7 protein-coding genes are annotated in these 14573 nt (G+C 73.1%); all 7 read left to right on the top strand.

The window, feature by feature from the left end; all coding sequences use genetic code 11:
* Positions 1 to 6: 6 nt before the first annotated feature.
* The gene (locus tag ACFWPQ_RS28565) at positions 7 to 1182 is read left to right on the top strand and encodes a Kelch repeat-containing protein (protein ID WP_384040645.1); all 1176 of its coding nucleotides are present in this window, start codon (positions 7 to 9) and stop codon (positions 1180 to 1182) included.
* Entirely contained in the window at positions 1179 to 4373 is a 3195-nt protein-coding gene (locus ACFWPQ_RS28570; protein ID WP_384040648.1) for a hypothetical protein, read from the top strand. Before ACFWPQ_RS28565 ends, ACFWPQ_RS28570 begins: the two co-directional genes overlap by 4 nt.
* Positions 4370 to 9586: a hypothetical protein gene (locus ACFWPQ_RS28575; RefSeq protein WP_384040651.1), complete on the top strand. Its 5217-nt coding sequence runs from the start codon at positions 4370 to 4372 to the stop codon at positions 9584 to 9586. Before ACFWPQ_RS28570 ends, ACFWPQ_RS28575 begins: the two co-directional genes overlap by 4 nt.
* Entirely contained in the window at positions 9579 to 11357 is a 1779-nt protein-coding gene (locus tag ACFWPQ_RS28580; protein WP_384040654.1) for a hypothetical protein, read from the top strand. The genes ACFWPQ_RS28575 and ACFWPQ_RS28580 overlap by 8 nt, the downstream gene beginning before the upstream one ends.
* Positions 11358 to 11505: 148 nt before the next feature.
* Positions 11506 to 12048 carry a hypothetical protein gene (locus tag ACFWPQ_RS28585; RefSeq protein ID WP_384040657.1) on the top strand — a complete coding sequence of 181 codons (543 nt, stop codon included), beginning with the start codon at positions 11506 to 11508 and terminating at the stop codon, positions 12046 to 12048.
* Between the two features lie 74 nt (positions 12049 to 12122).
* Positions 12123 to 13022 carry an NAD-dependent protein deacetylase gene (locus tag ACFWPQ_RS28590; protein ID WP_384040660.1) on the top strand — a complete coding sequence of 300 codons (900 nt, stop codon included), beginning with the start codon at positions 12123 to 12125 and terminating at the stop codon, positions 13020 to 13022.
* A 166-nt stretch (positions 13023 to 13188) separates the two neighbouring features.
* The gene (locus ACFWPQ_RS28595; protein WP_384040663.1) at positions 13189 to 14544 is read left to right on the top strand and encodes a mycothione reductase; all 1356 of its coding nucleotides are present in this window, start codon (positions 13189 to 13191) and stop codon (positions 14542 to 14544) included.
* Positions 14545 to 14573: the final 29 nt, after the last annotated feature.

Here is a 14573-nt window from a genome sequence, read left to right on the forward strand (position 1 = left end):
CACACCATGACCACATTCACCGCGGCCACCGTCGGGACATGGACGACCGACGCCCACGACCTGATCACCCCCGCCGCCTGGTACGGCCAGCACGACGGCCCCGTGCTGCTCCAGGACGGCACCGTCCTCGTCGCCGGCGGCGCCGACGCCACCGCCTCCGCGATCCCCGACACGGCTGTCTTCACGCCCGCGGCCGGGGCCGGCGAGTGGCGGGCCAAGGACCCCCTGCACACACCCCGGCAACTGCACACCCTCACCCTCCTCGCCGACGGGAAGGTCCTCGCCGCCGGTGGACTCAATGGCACCACCGGCCTGCGGACCGCCGAGGTCTACGACCCCGGCACGGGCAGGTGGACCGCGACCGGTCCGCTGGAAACGGCTCGCTGGGGCCACAGCGCGACGCTGCTGACAGACGGGTCGGTCCTCGTGGCAGGCGGCCGCGCGGCCCGCAGCGGCGGCGGTACCACCGCGTTGCGGTCGGCGGAGCGGTACGACCCCGGCCACGGCGGTGAGTGGCACACCGTCGCCGCCATGACCGACGCCCGGACCGGTCACACCGCCGTCCTGCTGGCCGACGGGGTCGTCCTGGTCGTCGGCGGGGTCGCCCCGACCGGGGCAGCCGACGACGCGGCCCTCGCGTTCTGCGAGCTGTACACCCCGGGCGAGGACGACGCGCCGGGACAGTGGGCGCCGACCGGGAACCTGGGGCACGCCCGCCACCACCACCGGGCCACCCGGCTCTCCGACAAGACCGTGCTGGTCACCGGCGGCACCGCCCCCGGCTCGCCCGGCGCCGCGCCGTTCGACCCGTTCAGCCGGCGGACTGTCGAGCGGTACGACCTGGACACCGGTACGTGGACCGAGCGGGCCGAGATGCCGTCGGGCCGGGCGTTCCACCGCGCCGTCGCGTTCGGATCGGGCCAGGTCCTGGTGGCCGGCGGGTCCGCGAGCGACCGGGACGAGGCCGGGTACCGCAGCGCGTTCGTCTACGACGTCGCGGGCAACACGTGGACGCCGGCGGCCGGGCTCACGACCGGGCGGTGGTCGTTCGCCGCCACCGCGCTGTCCGACGACCGGGTGCTCGTCGCCGGTGGTGCGGTCCGGTCCGGCCTGGCGGCCGCCGACCCGGCCGGCGTCGAACTCACCGCGACCACCGAGCTGTTCGACGGGAGCACGCCGTGACCAACGCGTACTCCTTCCTGCCGTGGCTGCGCACCGGCATCAGTACCAGGATCACCGAGAACCCGCAGACCGCCGAACGGGCCCATGTCGAAGTGCGACTCCAGGTCCTGGGCGACGCGCTCGACGGCGGCACGATCACCCTGCCGCCCGTCACGAAGAACGTCCAGCTCTACGGCCCCGGGGACGTCGTCGGAGTGGACCCGAGGGCGATCTCGCGGACCGAGCCGCGGCCGGGCGTGAGCACCGTGGAGCCGAACTTCCTGGCCCATATCGAGTTCTCTGAGGAGGACTTCGTCTGGCGGTACAGCCCGGCCGCACCGGACGGGACCACCCAGCGTCTCGCGCCGTGGCTGGCGCTCGTCGTGCTGGCCGCCGGCACGGAGTTCGCGGAGGTGCCGGGGCCCGGGCACCCGCTGCCCGCCATCACCGTGGCCGACCCGGCCGGCACGCTGCCGCCGCCCGCCCAGCTCGGCGCCTGGGCGCATGTCCACGTCAACGGCGCCCTGGCCGTTCCGGTCGCGACCGACGACACGGTCGCGGCGCTGGCCGCGCTCGGGGAACTCCTGCGCACCAACCCGGACAGCGCCTGTTCCCGGCTGATCTGCCCGCGCCGCCTGCGGCCCGACACCGCGTACGAGGCGTTCCTGGTGCCGGCGTTCGAAACCGGGCGGCTCGCAGGCCTCGGGCTCGACCCGGCGGCGTCGCCGGGCGCGCTGTACTCGAGCTGGGGCCCGCCCTACCCGAACCGGCCTGCCGAGGGCCAACTTCCCTACTACCACCGGTGGGGATTCAGCACCGGCACCGCGGGCGACTTCGAGTTCCTGGTCCGGCTGCTGCGACCGCAGGCCCCCGACCCGCGGGTCGTCCGCCGGGGCATGGACGTGCACCGGTCACCGGGCCTCGGGTTGCACGGGATCGACACGCCGGTCGAGCTCGGCGGGGTGCTGCCCCTCGGCGGCGCCCTCAAGGTGCCCGTACGGCAGGACGCGCCGGTCGACCCGGCCGAGAACTGGGACAACTTCCTGGGCACGCCGCCCTCGGCGCCGCCGTATCCCCACCCGTTCGAGCGGGCGCTGGCCGATGTGATCAACCTGGCCGACGACTACCAGCGGCACGCACCCGCGGCGGCGCACACGGCCACTCCCCTGGCCGGGCCTGCGGCGGCCCTCGCCGCCGGACCGGACGGCGCAGGCCCCGACCCGATCATCACACCCCCGCTGTACGGCCGCTGGCACGCGCTGACCACCCGGTTGCTGAACGACGAAAACGGCACGGACGTGCCGCCCGAGACGAGCCACAACTGGGTGCACCGGCTGAACCTGGACCCGCGGTTCCGGGTCGCGGCGAATCTCGGCGCCCGCGTGGTCCGGGACCGCCAGGAAGACCTGATGGCGGCCGCGTGGGCGCAGGTCGGCGACGTGCTGGTCGCCAACGGCCGGATCCGGGCCGCCCAGTTGGCCCGCGAGGTCGGTCACGTGCTCCAGGCCAAGCACGTCGACCCGCCGACCGGCGGCAGCCCGGCGGCACTCGCGGCGGCGCCCGCGCTGTCGGGCCGCTCCCTGACCCTCACGGCGCCGGCCCACTCCCGGGTCACGACCACCGCGGGCACCGGGACCGGTCTCGTCGCCGACACCGCGGACAAGGTCGCGGTCGGGTTCCGGGTGGCGACCAGCCAGGTCGCGGCGGCACCGGTGTCACCGGCGATGCGCCGTATCGTCCGGCCGGGCTCCCGGCTGATGCGGACCCTGCCGTTCGACGGTGCGCGAGCGGACGGCCTGCTGTCCCGGATGGACGCCCCCGTCGACCCGGTCACCGCGGCGCCCGTCAAGATCACGCCCGGGGCGCTGGTCACCCCGGCCGACCTGGCCGCCACGCTGCACCCGGACCGGCCACCGAGCGCGGACCCGGTCGACGTCCTGGCGCACAGCCCGGACTTCGTGCTCCGCGCCGTCGACGACCCGGTCCGGCCGCACCCCGGCACCACCGACAGCGAGGAGGCGCTCCGGTTCAAGGCCGCACTGCGCGAGCTGCACCAGGGATTCGACACGAGCATCGCTGTGGGGAACACCCGCAGGCCACCCCAGCTGGACGTGCTCGGCACGACGACCTCGGTGCTCGCCGGGCTGCGTGCCGACGAGACCGTGCCCCGGGCGCTGCTCGAGGGGTCGGTCAGCCTGCCCGAGCGGCTGCGGCCGTTCGCGGCGGAATTCACCGAGGCGATGGCCTACCCGGTCTTCGATCTGCCGATGTACCAGACTCTGCTGGCGCTTTCGGCCGACTCGTTCGTCCCGAACCTGAACCTGGTGCCGCCGAACTCGATCACCCTGCTGGCGAACAACCGGGAGTTCATCGAGTCCTACCTCGTGGGGCTCAACCACGAGATGGCCCGCGAGCTGCTCTGGCGGGAGTACCCGACCGACCAGCGCGGCACACCGTTCCGGCAGTTCTGGGACCCGGTCACCGCGTTGCCCCTGCCGCGGGAGACCGCGGCCGACCGCCGCGAGCGGGGCTACGACATCCCGCCGATCCACGAGTGGTCCCTCGGTACCCGGCTCGGCGACAACGAGAACCGGAAGACCGGCCGGCCCCAGGGCGACGACCTCGTCCTGGTGGTCCGCGGCGAGCTGCTGAAGAAGTACCCGACGGCGGCGATCTACGCCCAGAAGGCGGAATGGCCACCGGGTCGCGACGGGCTGCCCGACCCGACCCAGCCCCGGCGGCTCGTCGAGCTCCCGCCGACCGGACTGCCCTCGCCGGAACAGCTCCTGCTGCCGACGTACGAGGCGAAGGCCGACCCGGACATCTACCTGCTCGGCTTCGACCTGGACGCCGACCAGGCGCTCGGCCGCCCCGGCCTGGACGCCGGCTGGTTCTTCGTGATCAAGGAGCGTCCCGGCGACCCGCGCTTCGGCGTCGACGACGGGCCGCCCACCCACCTCGAGGTGTGGAACGACCTCACCTGGGACGACGTCGACCCCGGCGGTCGCGGGTTCCTCGACCTGGACCCGGCCGTCACCGTGCCGCTGGCCGGCTTCGACGGGACCGACGACACGGAGAAGCAGGACCAGCGCGCCGAAGACGTCAACCTGCCGCTGTGGTCCGCGGGGCTCAGCTCCGCCGACCTGGCCTACATCCTCTTCCAAGTGCCGGTCCTGGTGGCCGTGCACGCACAGGAAATGTTGCCGCGATGACCGCACTGAGTGACGACTTCCCGGTGCTGCTGGCCCCGGTCCGGGTCGAGGCCCGCTTCACCCCCACCGAGCTCCTGGTCCGGGTGTTCCCCGACGAATGGGCCGTGGACAAGTTCGAACCGAAGCCGACCGACGCCGAGATCGGCGCGCTCGACGCGTACTGGACCGCCCGGTGGGCCGCGGGCGGTCGGGCCGTCGAGCTCCGGACCGCGTGGCGGGAACTGGCCGGGCGGGTCTCCCCCGGACGGGCGTCCTGGCTTCTGCGGACCAGGACGCCCGCCAACCCCGCGGACGAACCGGCGGGGGTGCCCGACGGTGCCGTGGTCCTGGTCATCCGCAGCACGACCGCTCCCGCTCCGGCCGACCGCCAGCCCTCGATCACCTACTGGACCGCGATCTGGCGGGCCCACGGTGACCCCGACGCCGTTCGGCGGGCGGACGCCGCCCTGAACGCCGCCGTGCGGGCCGATCGCGCCGACGCGATCCGCGCCCGTCGTCCGTTCGGAGTGGACGGTGCCGCGGTGAGCGCGGTCGACGACGTCGTCGTCGCGTTCCTCGTGCTGCCCGCGCCCGCGGCGGGCAGTGTGGCCACGGATTCCTGGACGGGTGCCGCGCAGGCCCGGTTGCTGCCGGACCGCTTCCGGGTGCTCGGGTTCGTAGGCGGCGCCCAGGTGGTGTCGGTGACCGGCGCCCCGGTGCCCGCGACGCTGCAGGTGAGCCCGGACCCCACCGCCGCGGACCAGATCAGCGTGAACGAACAGACCGGGGTGCTGCACGTCCCGGACGGGCTCCGCTGGCTCACCGACTTCGACCGGGCGGTCGCGGTCGGCATGGGCGTGCGCATTCCCCGCACCGACCAGTTCCGCGACGGGCTCGACCGGCTGGTCGTACTCGGGCTGCGTGAGCAGTCCACACCGGCGAAGACCGCCCTCGACCTCGCCGACCTCGTGACCCGGCAGCTGCGGGGTCCGGACGGGTTCAGCCTGCTGCCCCAGGGGACACCGACCAACAACTCCGAAGCGGCGTCCGCGGGCGTCGACGCGGACCAGGAGGCGGACGCCGCCCTGCGGGCCGGCACGACGGCGTTCGCGGCGGCGGCTCCGGCGGACTGGACCACCCGAACGGACGGACAGCAGCTCGTCGAGCTGCTGGGCCTCGACCCGGCCGTGCTGACCGGGATGCCGAACGCGGACGGCACCGACCACCGCGACGCCCGCGCCGCGAACACCGCGCTGTGGCCGGCGACCTGGGGCTACTTCCTCCAGACCGCCATGAACCCGCTCCTGGGCCCGGCCGCCGTCGCGGCGACCCGCGACTTCTTCCTGAAGTACGTCTCCGGCCGCGGTCCCCTGCCGACCGTGAAGATCGGGCGGCAGCCGTACGGCATCCTGCCGACGACCGCGTTCTCCCGGCTCGCCTACCCGCAGTCGGCGACACACCGCCTCGCGTTGCAGAAGGTACTCAAGGCGGCTACCGAGGACTGGACAGCGGCCGCCACCCACGTGCCGCACCTGGGCCAGGACACCGACGACCCGCACCAGCTGCTGCTGGACCTCCTCGCGCTGCACCCGACCTCGGCCGAATACCACCAGCGGTACGCCCAAAGCGTCGAAGACCTGTTCAACCGGGAGAACCTGGCCGGGCTGGGCAGCACCGTGCTGCCGGCCCTGGACGCGCTGCACCAGCCGCAACCGGTGCGCGCGCTGCTGGAGCGGTTCGGTGCCGCGCCCGGCCCGTCCCCGGACCTGCTCCGCCGGCTGTTCACCGACTTCCAGCAGCCCTTCCTGGCCCCGCTGGTCGACGACCGCCCGCTGTCGGAAACCGAACCGGTCAGGACGTACACCACGGACGGGAAGAACTACGTGCGCTGGCTGGCCGACCTGGCCGGCGCGAAACCGGCGCAGACCCACCTGGACACCATCCGGCTGGAGCTCGGCTTCACCGACGACGTCCGCCCGGCCACGCTGCTCTACCTGTTGCTGCGCCACGCCGTGCTGCTCGGCTGGGACGACACGGCGCGCGCCCTCGCGGCCGCTGCGGGAATGCCCGTGCCGTCGCCGTCGGACGCACCGTTCGTCCACATCCGGGCCGGCTCCACGGAAAGCGAGAGCCGGTTCCGTCTGCTGTACTCCCCGGCCCCCGCCGTCACCGGGGACCCGGCCCGGCTGCTCGTCGACTTCATCCCGGACGTGCTGTCCCAGCCGGGCCCCGCGGCCCCGCTCGCCGAGCAGGCCAAGGCCCTGGACGTACTGGCCGACCTGCCGACCGCCCGGCTGGAGCGGGTGCTCGCCGAGCACCTCGACCTGGCCACCCACCGGCTCGACGCCTGGCGCCTCGGCCTGGCCACCGAACGGCTGTCCGAGCTCCGGTTCGGCCCGGACGGCACCGCACCGGCCCGCACCGGACTGCACCTCGGCGCGTACGGCTGGCTGGAGGACCTGCGTCCGGACACCACCGCCCTCGAACCGGTCACTCTGACCGGTGCGCTCGCCACGGTGTTCGCCGGCGGCAGGCCGCTGCTGCACGACCCGCGCAACGAGGGGTTCGTGCACACGCCGTCACCCGGCCACGCCCGGACGGCGGCCGTGCTGCGGGCCGGATATGCGGCCAACCGCACGCCCGACAACCCCGGCGCGTTCGCGGTGGACCTCAGCGCGGAACGGGTCCGCACCGCCCAGTCCGTCCTGGCCGGCCTGCGGCAGGGCCAGTCGCTCGGCGCGCTGCTGGGCTACCAGTTCGAGCGCGGCCTGCACGACCGGCACGGCGACGCCGAGGTGGACGAGTTCATCGCGGCACTGCGGCTCCAGTTCCCCCTGCAGGCCGGGAAGATCGAACAGACCGCGACCGGCACGGATCCCGGGCAGGTCGAGATCGGACAGGTCGAGGCCAGGAACGTCGTCGACGGTCTCGCCCTGGTCCGGCACCTGACCCGCAACGCCGTACCGCAGACGTACAAGTTCGGCATCGACACACTGCCCGACGCGAGCCCGGCCCAGGCCGCGGCCATCACCGCCGAAGCGGCCCGGCTGCTCGACATCAACGACGCGGTCGCCGACCTCGCCGTCGCCGAGTCCGCCCACCAGGCACTGGCCGGCAACGTCGAGCGCGCCGCCGCGACCCTCGACTCCTACGCCAAGGACGGGCTGCCGCCCGAGCCCGCGGTGATCGAGACGCCCCGCAGCGGGACCACGCTCACCCACCGGTTCGGTCTCCGGCTGAAGACCGGCCTGAATCCGGCCGGCCGGGACACTCCGAGGGCCCAGGCCGAGCCGGCGATCAACGACTGGCTGCCGTCCCTGCTGCCGTCGCCGCGGAACGTCGCCGCGCTGGTGACGTGGACCGACGAGAAGGGCCACGCCCAGGAACACGAGGTCACCCAGGACGACATCGGCCTGGCGCCGATCGACCTGCTGTGGGCCGTGCGGCCGGTCGGGGACGCCGCGATGACCGACCTCGACGACCGGATCATCGGCGCCGTGGTCGACGACGCGCACCCGCGGCCCGACCGCGAGCTGACCATCCGCTACACGCAACGGATCCCCGACAAGATCACCTTCTTCGAGCTCTCGCCGCTGATCACCGCCCTGCGGACGCTGCTGACCACCGGCCGGCCCCTGCGGCCGAGCGACCTGGTACCGGCGGCCGGCCCCACCACCCCGGACCGGTCCCTCGACGACGGCGTCTCGGTGTCGCCGCACCGGCCCCAAGAGGTCCGCGAGTCGCTCACCGATCTCGCCGACGACGTGGCCGACTACGTCGGCGACCTGGCGCGGCTCTACCCGACGGCGCCCGCCCCGCCACGGCGCGGCGAGGTGCTGGACCGGATCGACGTCTTCCTCACCCGATACGCCGCCCTGGCCGGGACCTCGGCCGGGTTCGGCGTGGTCCGCAGCGGTTGGGGCGAGCTGACCACGTGGCGGCGAGGTGTCTACGCGGAGGTGCTGGCCGCGGTGGCCGCGATCGCCGACCGCCTGGCCCGCGCGCTGACCGACGCCGACGCGCAGCTCGCCGCGTACGACAAGCTGCCGAAGTCCACCCCGGACCCGGAGCGGTTGCGCCTGCTGCGCGCGATCGAGCGGCTGCTCACCACCACCCCGGCCGTGAACCCGGGCACGCCCCGCGACTTCCTCTCGGCGATCCGCCGTGCGCGGAACGTCTTCAGCGGCCGGGTGAACGACCTGAAGGCCCTCGCCGGGACGGACGAGACGACGCTCGGCGGCCTGCTGGAGCGGGTCGACCGCCTGGGGCCGCTGACCGACATCGACCCCACCGGCCTGGACCTGACCGGTCTGAAGGACCGGGTGGTCGCGTTCGGCGCGGAACTGCTGGCGCGGGCTCGCGCCCTCGCCGTCGAGCTCCAGGACCGGGTGGCCGCCGGCGATCGGGCGCTGGCCGTCGCGGACGAGCCCGGCGCGACGTCCGCGGACCGCGCGTCAGCCGCGACCGGGGCGTTGCGGGCGATGCTCGGCCCGGACGTCCTGGTCGTGCCCGAGTACGGCATCTCGCGCGACTTCGCGGACGAGCAGCACGACGCGTTCGACGACAGCGGAAAGCTCGTCCGGCACCTGACCCAGGCGCCGTTCCGCCGCGACTTCCCCGTCGACGACTGGCTGCACGGCGTCGCCAGGGTGCGCGAGATGCCCCGGCTCTGGGAACGGGTCGTGCTGCTCAGCGACGCGCTGCGCGGGGACGACGGCCTGCTGTCCGGTCAGCCGGACGACGAACCGGGGCTGGTGCCGATCCAGCTGCCCTTCCGGGCGAACGACCACTGGCTCGGGATGGAGCTCGCCGCGGGCGCCGACCTGACCGGGGACCGTGTGTTGTTCACCGCGCACTACGCGGACGAACCGTCGCGCGGCGACGACACCGAGTGCGGGCTGCTGTTCGACGAGTGGACCGAGGTGCTCCCCACCGACAAGGAGACGACCGGCATCGCGGTGCACGCCGACAGCCCGGATTCCGAACCGCCGCAGAGCATGCTGCTCGTCGCCCCACCGGTACGGACCGGTACGTGGGACGTCGCCGACCTCGTCGCGGCGGTCACCGAGACCTTCGACCTGGCGCGGACCCGGCTGGTCGAACCGGCGCACCTGGACGGCACCGGGTATGCCCAGCTGCTGCCGGCGACCGTGCTGTCGGCGACGCGGCAGCCGATCACCATCAGCACCGACCTCGCGATCGCCAACGTGCGCTGGAAGGCAGACCATGACTGAGCCCCGCATCGCGGACCTCGCCGGCGCGCTCCTGCGCCGAGAAAACCCGACGGTCGGCGTGTGGAACCGGATCGAGGGCCGGCCCCGCACCACCGACTTCGCCCGGGCGCTGCGCGCCGAGATCCGCGACCCGCTGTGGCTGCTGGCCCGGCAGTGGCAGCTCGGCGAGTTCCGCGGCACCGACGGTGGTTCGCCGGTGACCGCGACCTACTCCGTCGTCGCGAGCCCACCGACCCGGTTCCGGCCGGGCGGCGGCCAGGCCGAGCCGCTGCCCACCGACCGTCCGCTCGAGACCGTGGCGGAACGGCGGCCCCTGCCCTTCGCCTTCGGTGCCGAGCCGATCTCCTTCGACCTGCGGCTCTCGCTCGGCCGCCGCTGGCTGAAGCTGGTCGCCGCGTCGTCCGTGCGAAACCGGCGCGACGTCGCCGAGGAGTACGTCCACGACTACCCGATCGCCCTGCCGGGGCCCGACGACGCGCCGGCCGCGCATCCGGAGGTGTGGGCGACCCTTCAGACGGTGGCCGGCCGGCGCATGGACGGATACCCGCTCTACCAACACGTCAAGGGCGGCGGCCACGCCTCCGACGGCATCTCCGGCCTGCGCCGCCAGGACCGCGACGCGCTGGACGCGCTCGGCCTCCGACTGGTCGCCTGGTTCGACGAACTCATCGACCAGCCGGGAGGTGACGACGCGTGGGATCCGCGGCGGCTGGAGCACCGGTTCTCCATCTCCGCCGCGGGTCCCGACGGGGAACGGGTACTGACGGCGCCCGAATATCCCGGCGGTGAGCTCGACTGGCACGCGTTCTCCGTCGAGGAGGGCGGCTCGCTCGGCGGCGCCGGCACGGCACCGCCCGCCCTCAACCGCACGGTCTTCCCTACGCCCGTGCGGTTTTCGGGCATGCCGCTGCCGCGCTGGTGGACGGTCGAGGACGGGCGGACGAACTTCGCCGCCGTCACCCCGGACAGCACCGACCTGGCGCGCCTGATCTTCCTCGAGTTCGCTCTCGTGTTCAGCAACGACTGGTACCAGCTGCCGTGCGATCTGCCGGCCGGCACGCTCGCCAAGATCCAGGGCCTGGCGGTGACCGACGTCTTCGGTGAGCGCCGCTGGATCACCTCGGCCGATGAGGGCACGGACCGGCGCCACTGGTCGATGTACACCCTCGACGGCGACGCCGGGCTGCTCCTCCCGCCCGGTACCCCGAAGGTCGCGACCGGCCCGGCGCTCGAAGAGGTCGCGCTGGTCCGCGACGAGAGCGCGAACCTGGTCTGGGGCATCGAGCAGACCGTGCGCATGACGAGCGGCGAGGGCCGGGCCGGCGACGAGGTCGCGGCGGAGTCGCTCGCCTTCCGCCGCCGTCTGCACCAGCCCGGGACTCCGGACGCACCGCACGCGCCGATCTCCTACGAGGTCATGGGCTCGGTGCCGGAGAACTGGATCCCGTTCATCCCGGTGCACGTCCCCGGCGACAACCGGAACGTGCAGCTGCAGCGGGCATCGATGCTGAGCGAGGTCGACGGCACCACCCCGGTCCGGCCGAGGACGGCCCTGCTGCGGGAGGGCCTGGACGCCGGCCGGTCGTACTACATCAACGAGGAGGAAGTGCCGCGCTCCGGCACCCGCCTGACGGCGGCGTACAACCGCACCCGGACCCGAACCGGCCGAGTGGTCGTGTGGCTGAGCATCCAGCGCGACTCCGGCCGCGGCGAGCGTTCCAGCGGCCTGGGCTTCGACGAACTGATCCCCAGCGACGAGCAGGCGGGCTGACATCGTGGTTCCTACTGAGAGGCCGCTCCTCGCGAGCCAGAGGCTGGGGTGCGGGCGAAGGTGACCGGTGGGATTCTGTACTTCCTGTAGGTCAGGGGGGCGACAGCACGACTCTTGACACCGGCAGTTGCCCGAGGTGGTTGAAGTGATGGGCCTCATGGGAACAGGACGTCCACGGCGACGCCCCCTCACGCCGCTGGCCGCCGTCGTCGACGGCGTCGTCGCAGGCGTCGCGGGGACGATCTGCATGGATGCCACGCGCTATCTGCGATATCGCCGCTCAGGAGGGACCGAAAGTCCCAAGGACTGGGAGTTCGCGCCGGTCGAGGGCTGGGAAGCGGCCCCGGATCCGGGCAAGGTGGCGAAGCGGCTCCTGGAGGGGTTCACCCAGCGCGAGGTTCCTGACCGGTGGGCATGGCTCGTGAGTACCGCGATGCACTGGTCCTACGGCTCCGTCTGGGGTGCGCTGTACGGGATCGCTGCCGGATCGGTCCGGCGCCCGAACCCGTTGCTCGGCATTCCCTTCGGCACGGCTGTGTGGGCCAGTGCGTATCTGGTCCTCCCGCAGGCCGGGCTCTACAAGCCGATCTGGAAATACAGCCCGCGGACATTGGCTGACGACCTGAGCGCACATCTCGTGTTCGGTCTGGGAGCCGGGACCTGCTTCTGGCTGACCAGCAGACACCGCTGACGTGGCGCTCTGCGAGAGTCCCGGAGCGCCTAGGAGGCGGCTGTGGGGCGCCGCCGGCTCCGTACCCTGGTGGCATGCGCATGCGCCCCACCCTGAGCTGGACCCCTGCCGCGGATCTGCCGCCTGGCACCACCGATCTGCAACCGGTCGTCGATGCGCTGAGCACCGGCGGTGCACTGGTGCTCAGCGGCGCGGGAATCTCCACGGAGTCAGGCATCCCGGACTACCGGGGCAAGGGCGGGAGCCTGAGCCGGCACACCCCGATGACCTACCAGGACTTCACCGGCAGCGCTCACGCGCGGCGCCGTTACTGGGCGCGCAGCCACCTGGGCTGGCGCACCTTCGGCCGTGCCACCCCCAACGCCGGGCACCGGGCCGTGGCCGCTTACGCGCGGCACGCCCATGTCTCGGCTGTGATCACCCAGAACGTCGACGGCCTGCACCAGGCCGCCGGCAGCGAGGGCGTCGTGGAACTCCACGGCAGCCTCGACCGGGTCGTCTGCCTCTCCTGCGGCGTCTTCAGCCCGCGCAGCGCACTCGCCCGGCGGCTGGAGGCCGAGAACCCGGGCTTCGACCCGGTGGCCGCGGGGATCAACCCGGACGGCGACGCCGACCTCACCGACGCGCAGGTCGGGGATTTCCGCGTCGTGCCCTGCGCGCGCTGCGGCGGCGTCCTCAAACCGGACGTGGTGTTCTTCGGCGAGGCGGTTCCGCCGCAGCGCGTCGAGCAGTGCCGGCGGCTGGTCCGTGAGGCGTCCTCACTGCTGGTCCTGGGCTCCTCACTGACGGTGATGTCCGGGCTCCGGTTCGTCCGCCAGGCGCACCAGGAGGGGAAGCCGGTGCTGATCGTCAACCAGGACCCGACCCGGGGCGACCCGCTCGCCCTCACCCGGGTCGCGCTCCCCCTCGGGTCGGCCCTGACCACCGTGGCCCACCGGCTGGGCATCCCGGTCGGCGGCGGGTCCGCGGGCTGAGGCGGCGCCCACCGGTGTCCGGACGCACCGGCCGCGGGCCCCTGGTCGTCCTCGTGTCCGTCAGTGGTGGAAAGCGGCGTATGCGAACAGAATGGTGATCCGTGGGACCGTGTTCCCACGGCCACGCGCCGCAAGGCCGGTGTCCTTCCGACGGAGGGTGGAAGACATGCGGCACTACGATCTCGTCGTCCTGGGGGCAGGCAGCGGCAACATGCTGCTGTCCGAGGAGTTCGACCGGCTGCGGATCGCCATCGTCGAGCCGGACCGTTTCGGCGGCACGTGTCTGAACCGGGGGTGCATCCCGAGCAAGATGTTCGTGGTCGCCGCGGACGCCGCCGAGGGAGCGCGGGAGGCGCGGCGTCTCGGTGTCCACGCGAGCGTGTCGCACGTCGACTGGAAGTCCGTCCGGGACCGCGTGTTCGACCGCATCGATCCGCTGCACGAGAGTGCGGCGGAATTCCGCAGAAGCCAGGGCGTCGAGGTGTTCACCGAGGCGGCCCGCTTCGTGGCCCCGAAGGTGCTGGAGGTCGGGGCGGAGCGGATCACCGCCGAGACGTTCGTCGTCGCGGTCGGGTCGCGGCCGGTGGTGCCGGACATCCCGGGGCTCGACACCGTGCCCTTCCACACCTCGGACACGATCATGCGGATCGACGACCTGCCCGCCTCCATGCTGGTGCTCGGCGGCGGCTTCATCGCGGCCGAGTTCGGCCACGTGTTCGCTTCGTTCGGTGTGGACGTCACGATCGTGCAGCGGGGGCCACGCCTGCTCATGGCGGAGGACGAGCAGGTGTCGCAGCGCTTCACCGAACTCGCCGCACAGCGGCACCGTGTGCTGCTCGGTTCGGAGGTCACCTCCGTCGGACCGAAGGGGGACGGCGTGGCGGCACGGGTGGCCGCTCCGGACGGCGAGCACGCCGTCGAGGCCGACATGCTGCTGGTGGCCGTCGGCCGCAGGCCCAACACCGACCGGCTGCGGGCCGTCGACGGCGGACTGGAGCTGGACGAACACGGCCACATCGTCACCGACCACGCCTACCGCACGTCCGTGCCGGGGGTGTGGGCACTCGGCGACGCGGTGAACCACTTCCAGCTCAAGCACGTGGCGAACGCCGAGTCGCGGGTGGTACGGCACAACATCCTCCATCCGCAGGACGTGCGGACGCTGCCGAACACGGTGGCACCGCACGCGGTGTTCACCCACCCGCAGATCGCCGGTGTCGGACTCACGGAACAGGAGGCGCGACGGCGCGGCATCCACTTCCTGGTGAGCGTCCGCGACTACGCCCAGACCGCCTACGGATGGGCCCTGGAGGACACCGCCAGTTTCGTCAAACTCCTCGCGAGCCCCACCGATCGCATGCTCCTGGGCGCGCACATCATCGGGCCCCAGGCCGCCACGCTCATCCAGCCCCTGATCCAGGCCATGTCCCTGGGACTGACGGTGGACCGGATCGGGCACGACGTCATGTACATCCACCCGGCTCTGACGGAGGCCGTCGAACAGGCGTTGCTGGAGCTGTAGTCAGGCGTGGCGTTCGGCGGCACGAGGGG

Origin of the sequence: Streptomyces sp. NPDC058464 (genome assembly GCF_042721035.1) — a bacterium.
Classification (GTDB): Bacteria; Actinomycetota; Actinomycetes; order Streptomycetales; family Streptomycetaceae; genus Streptomyces.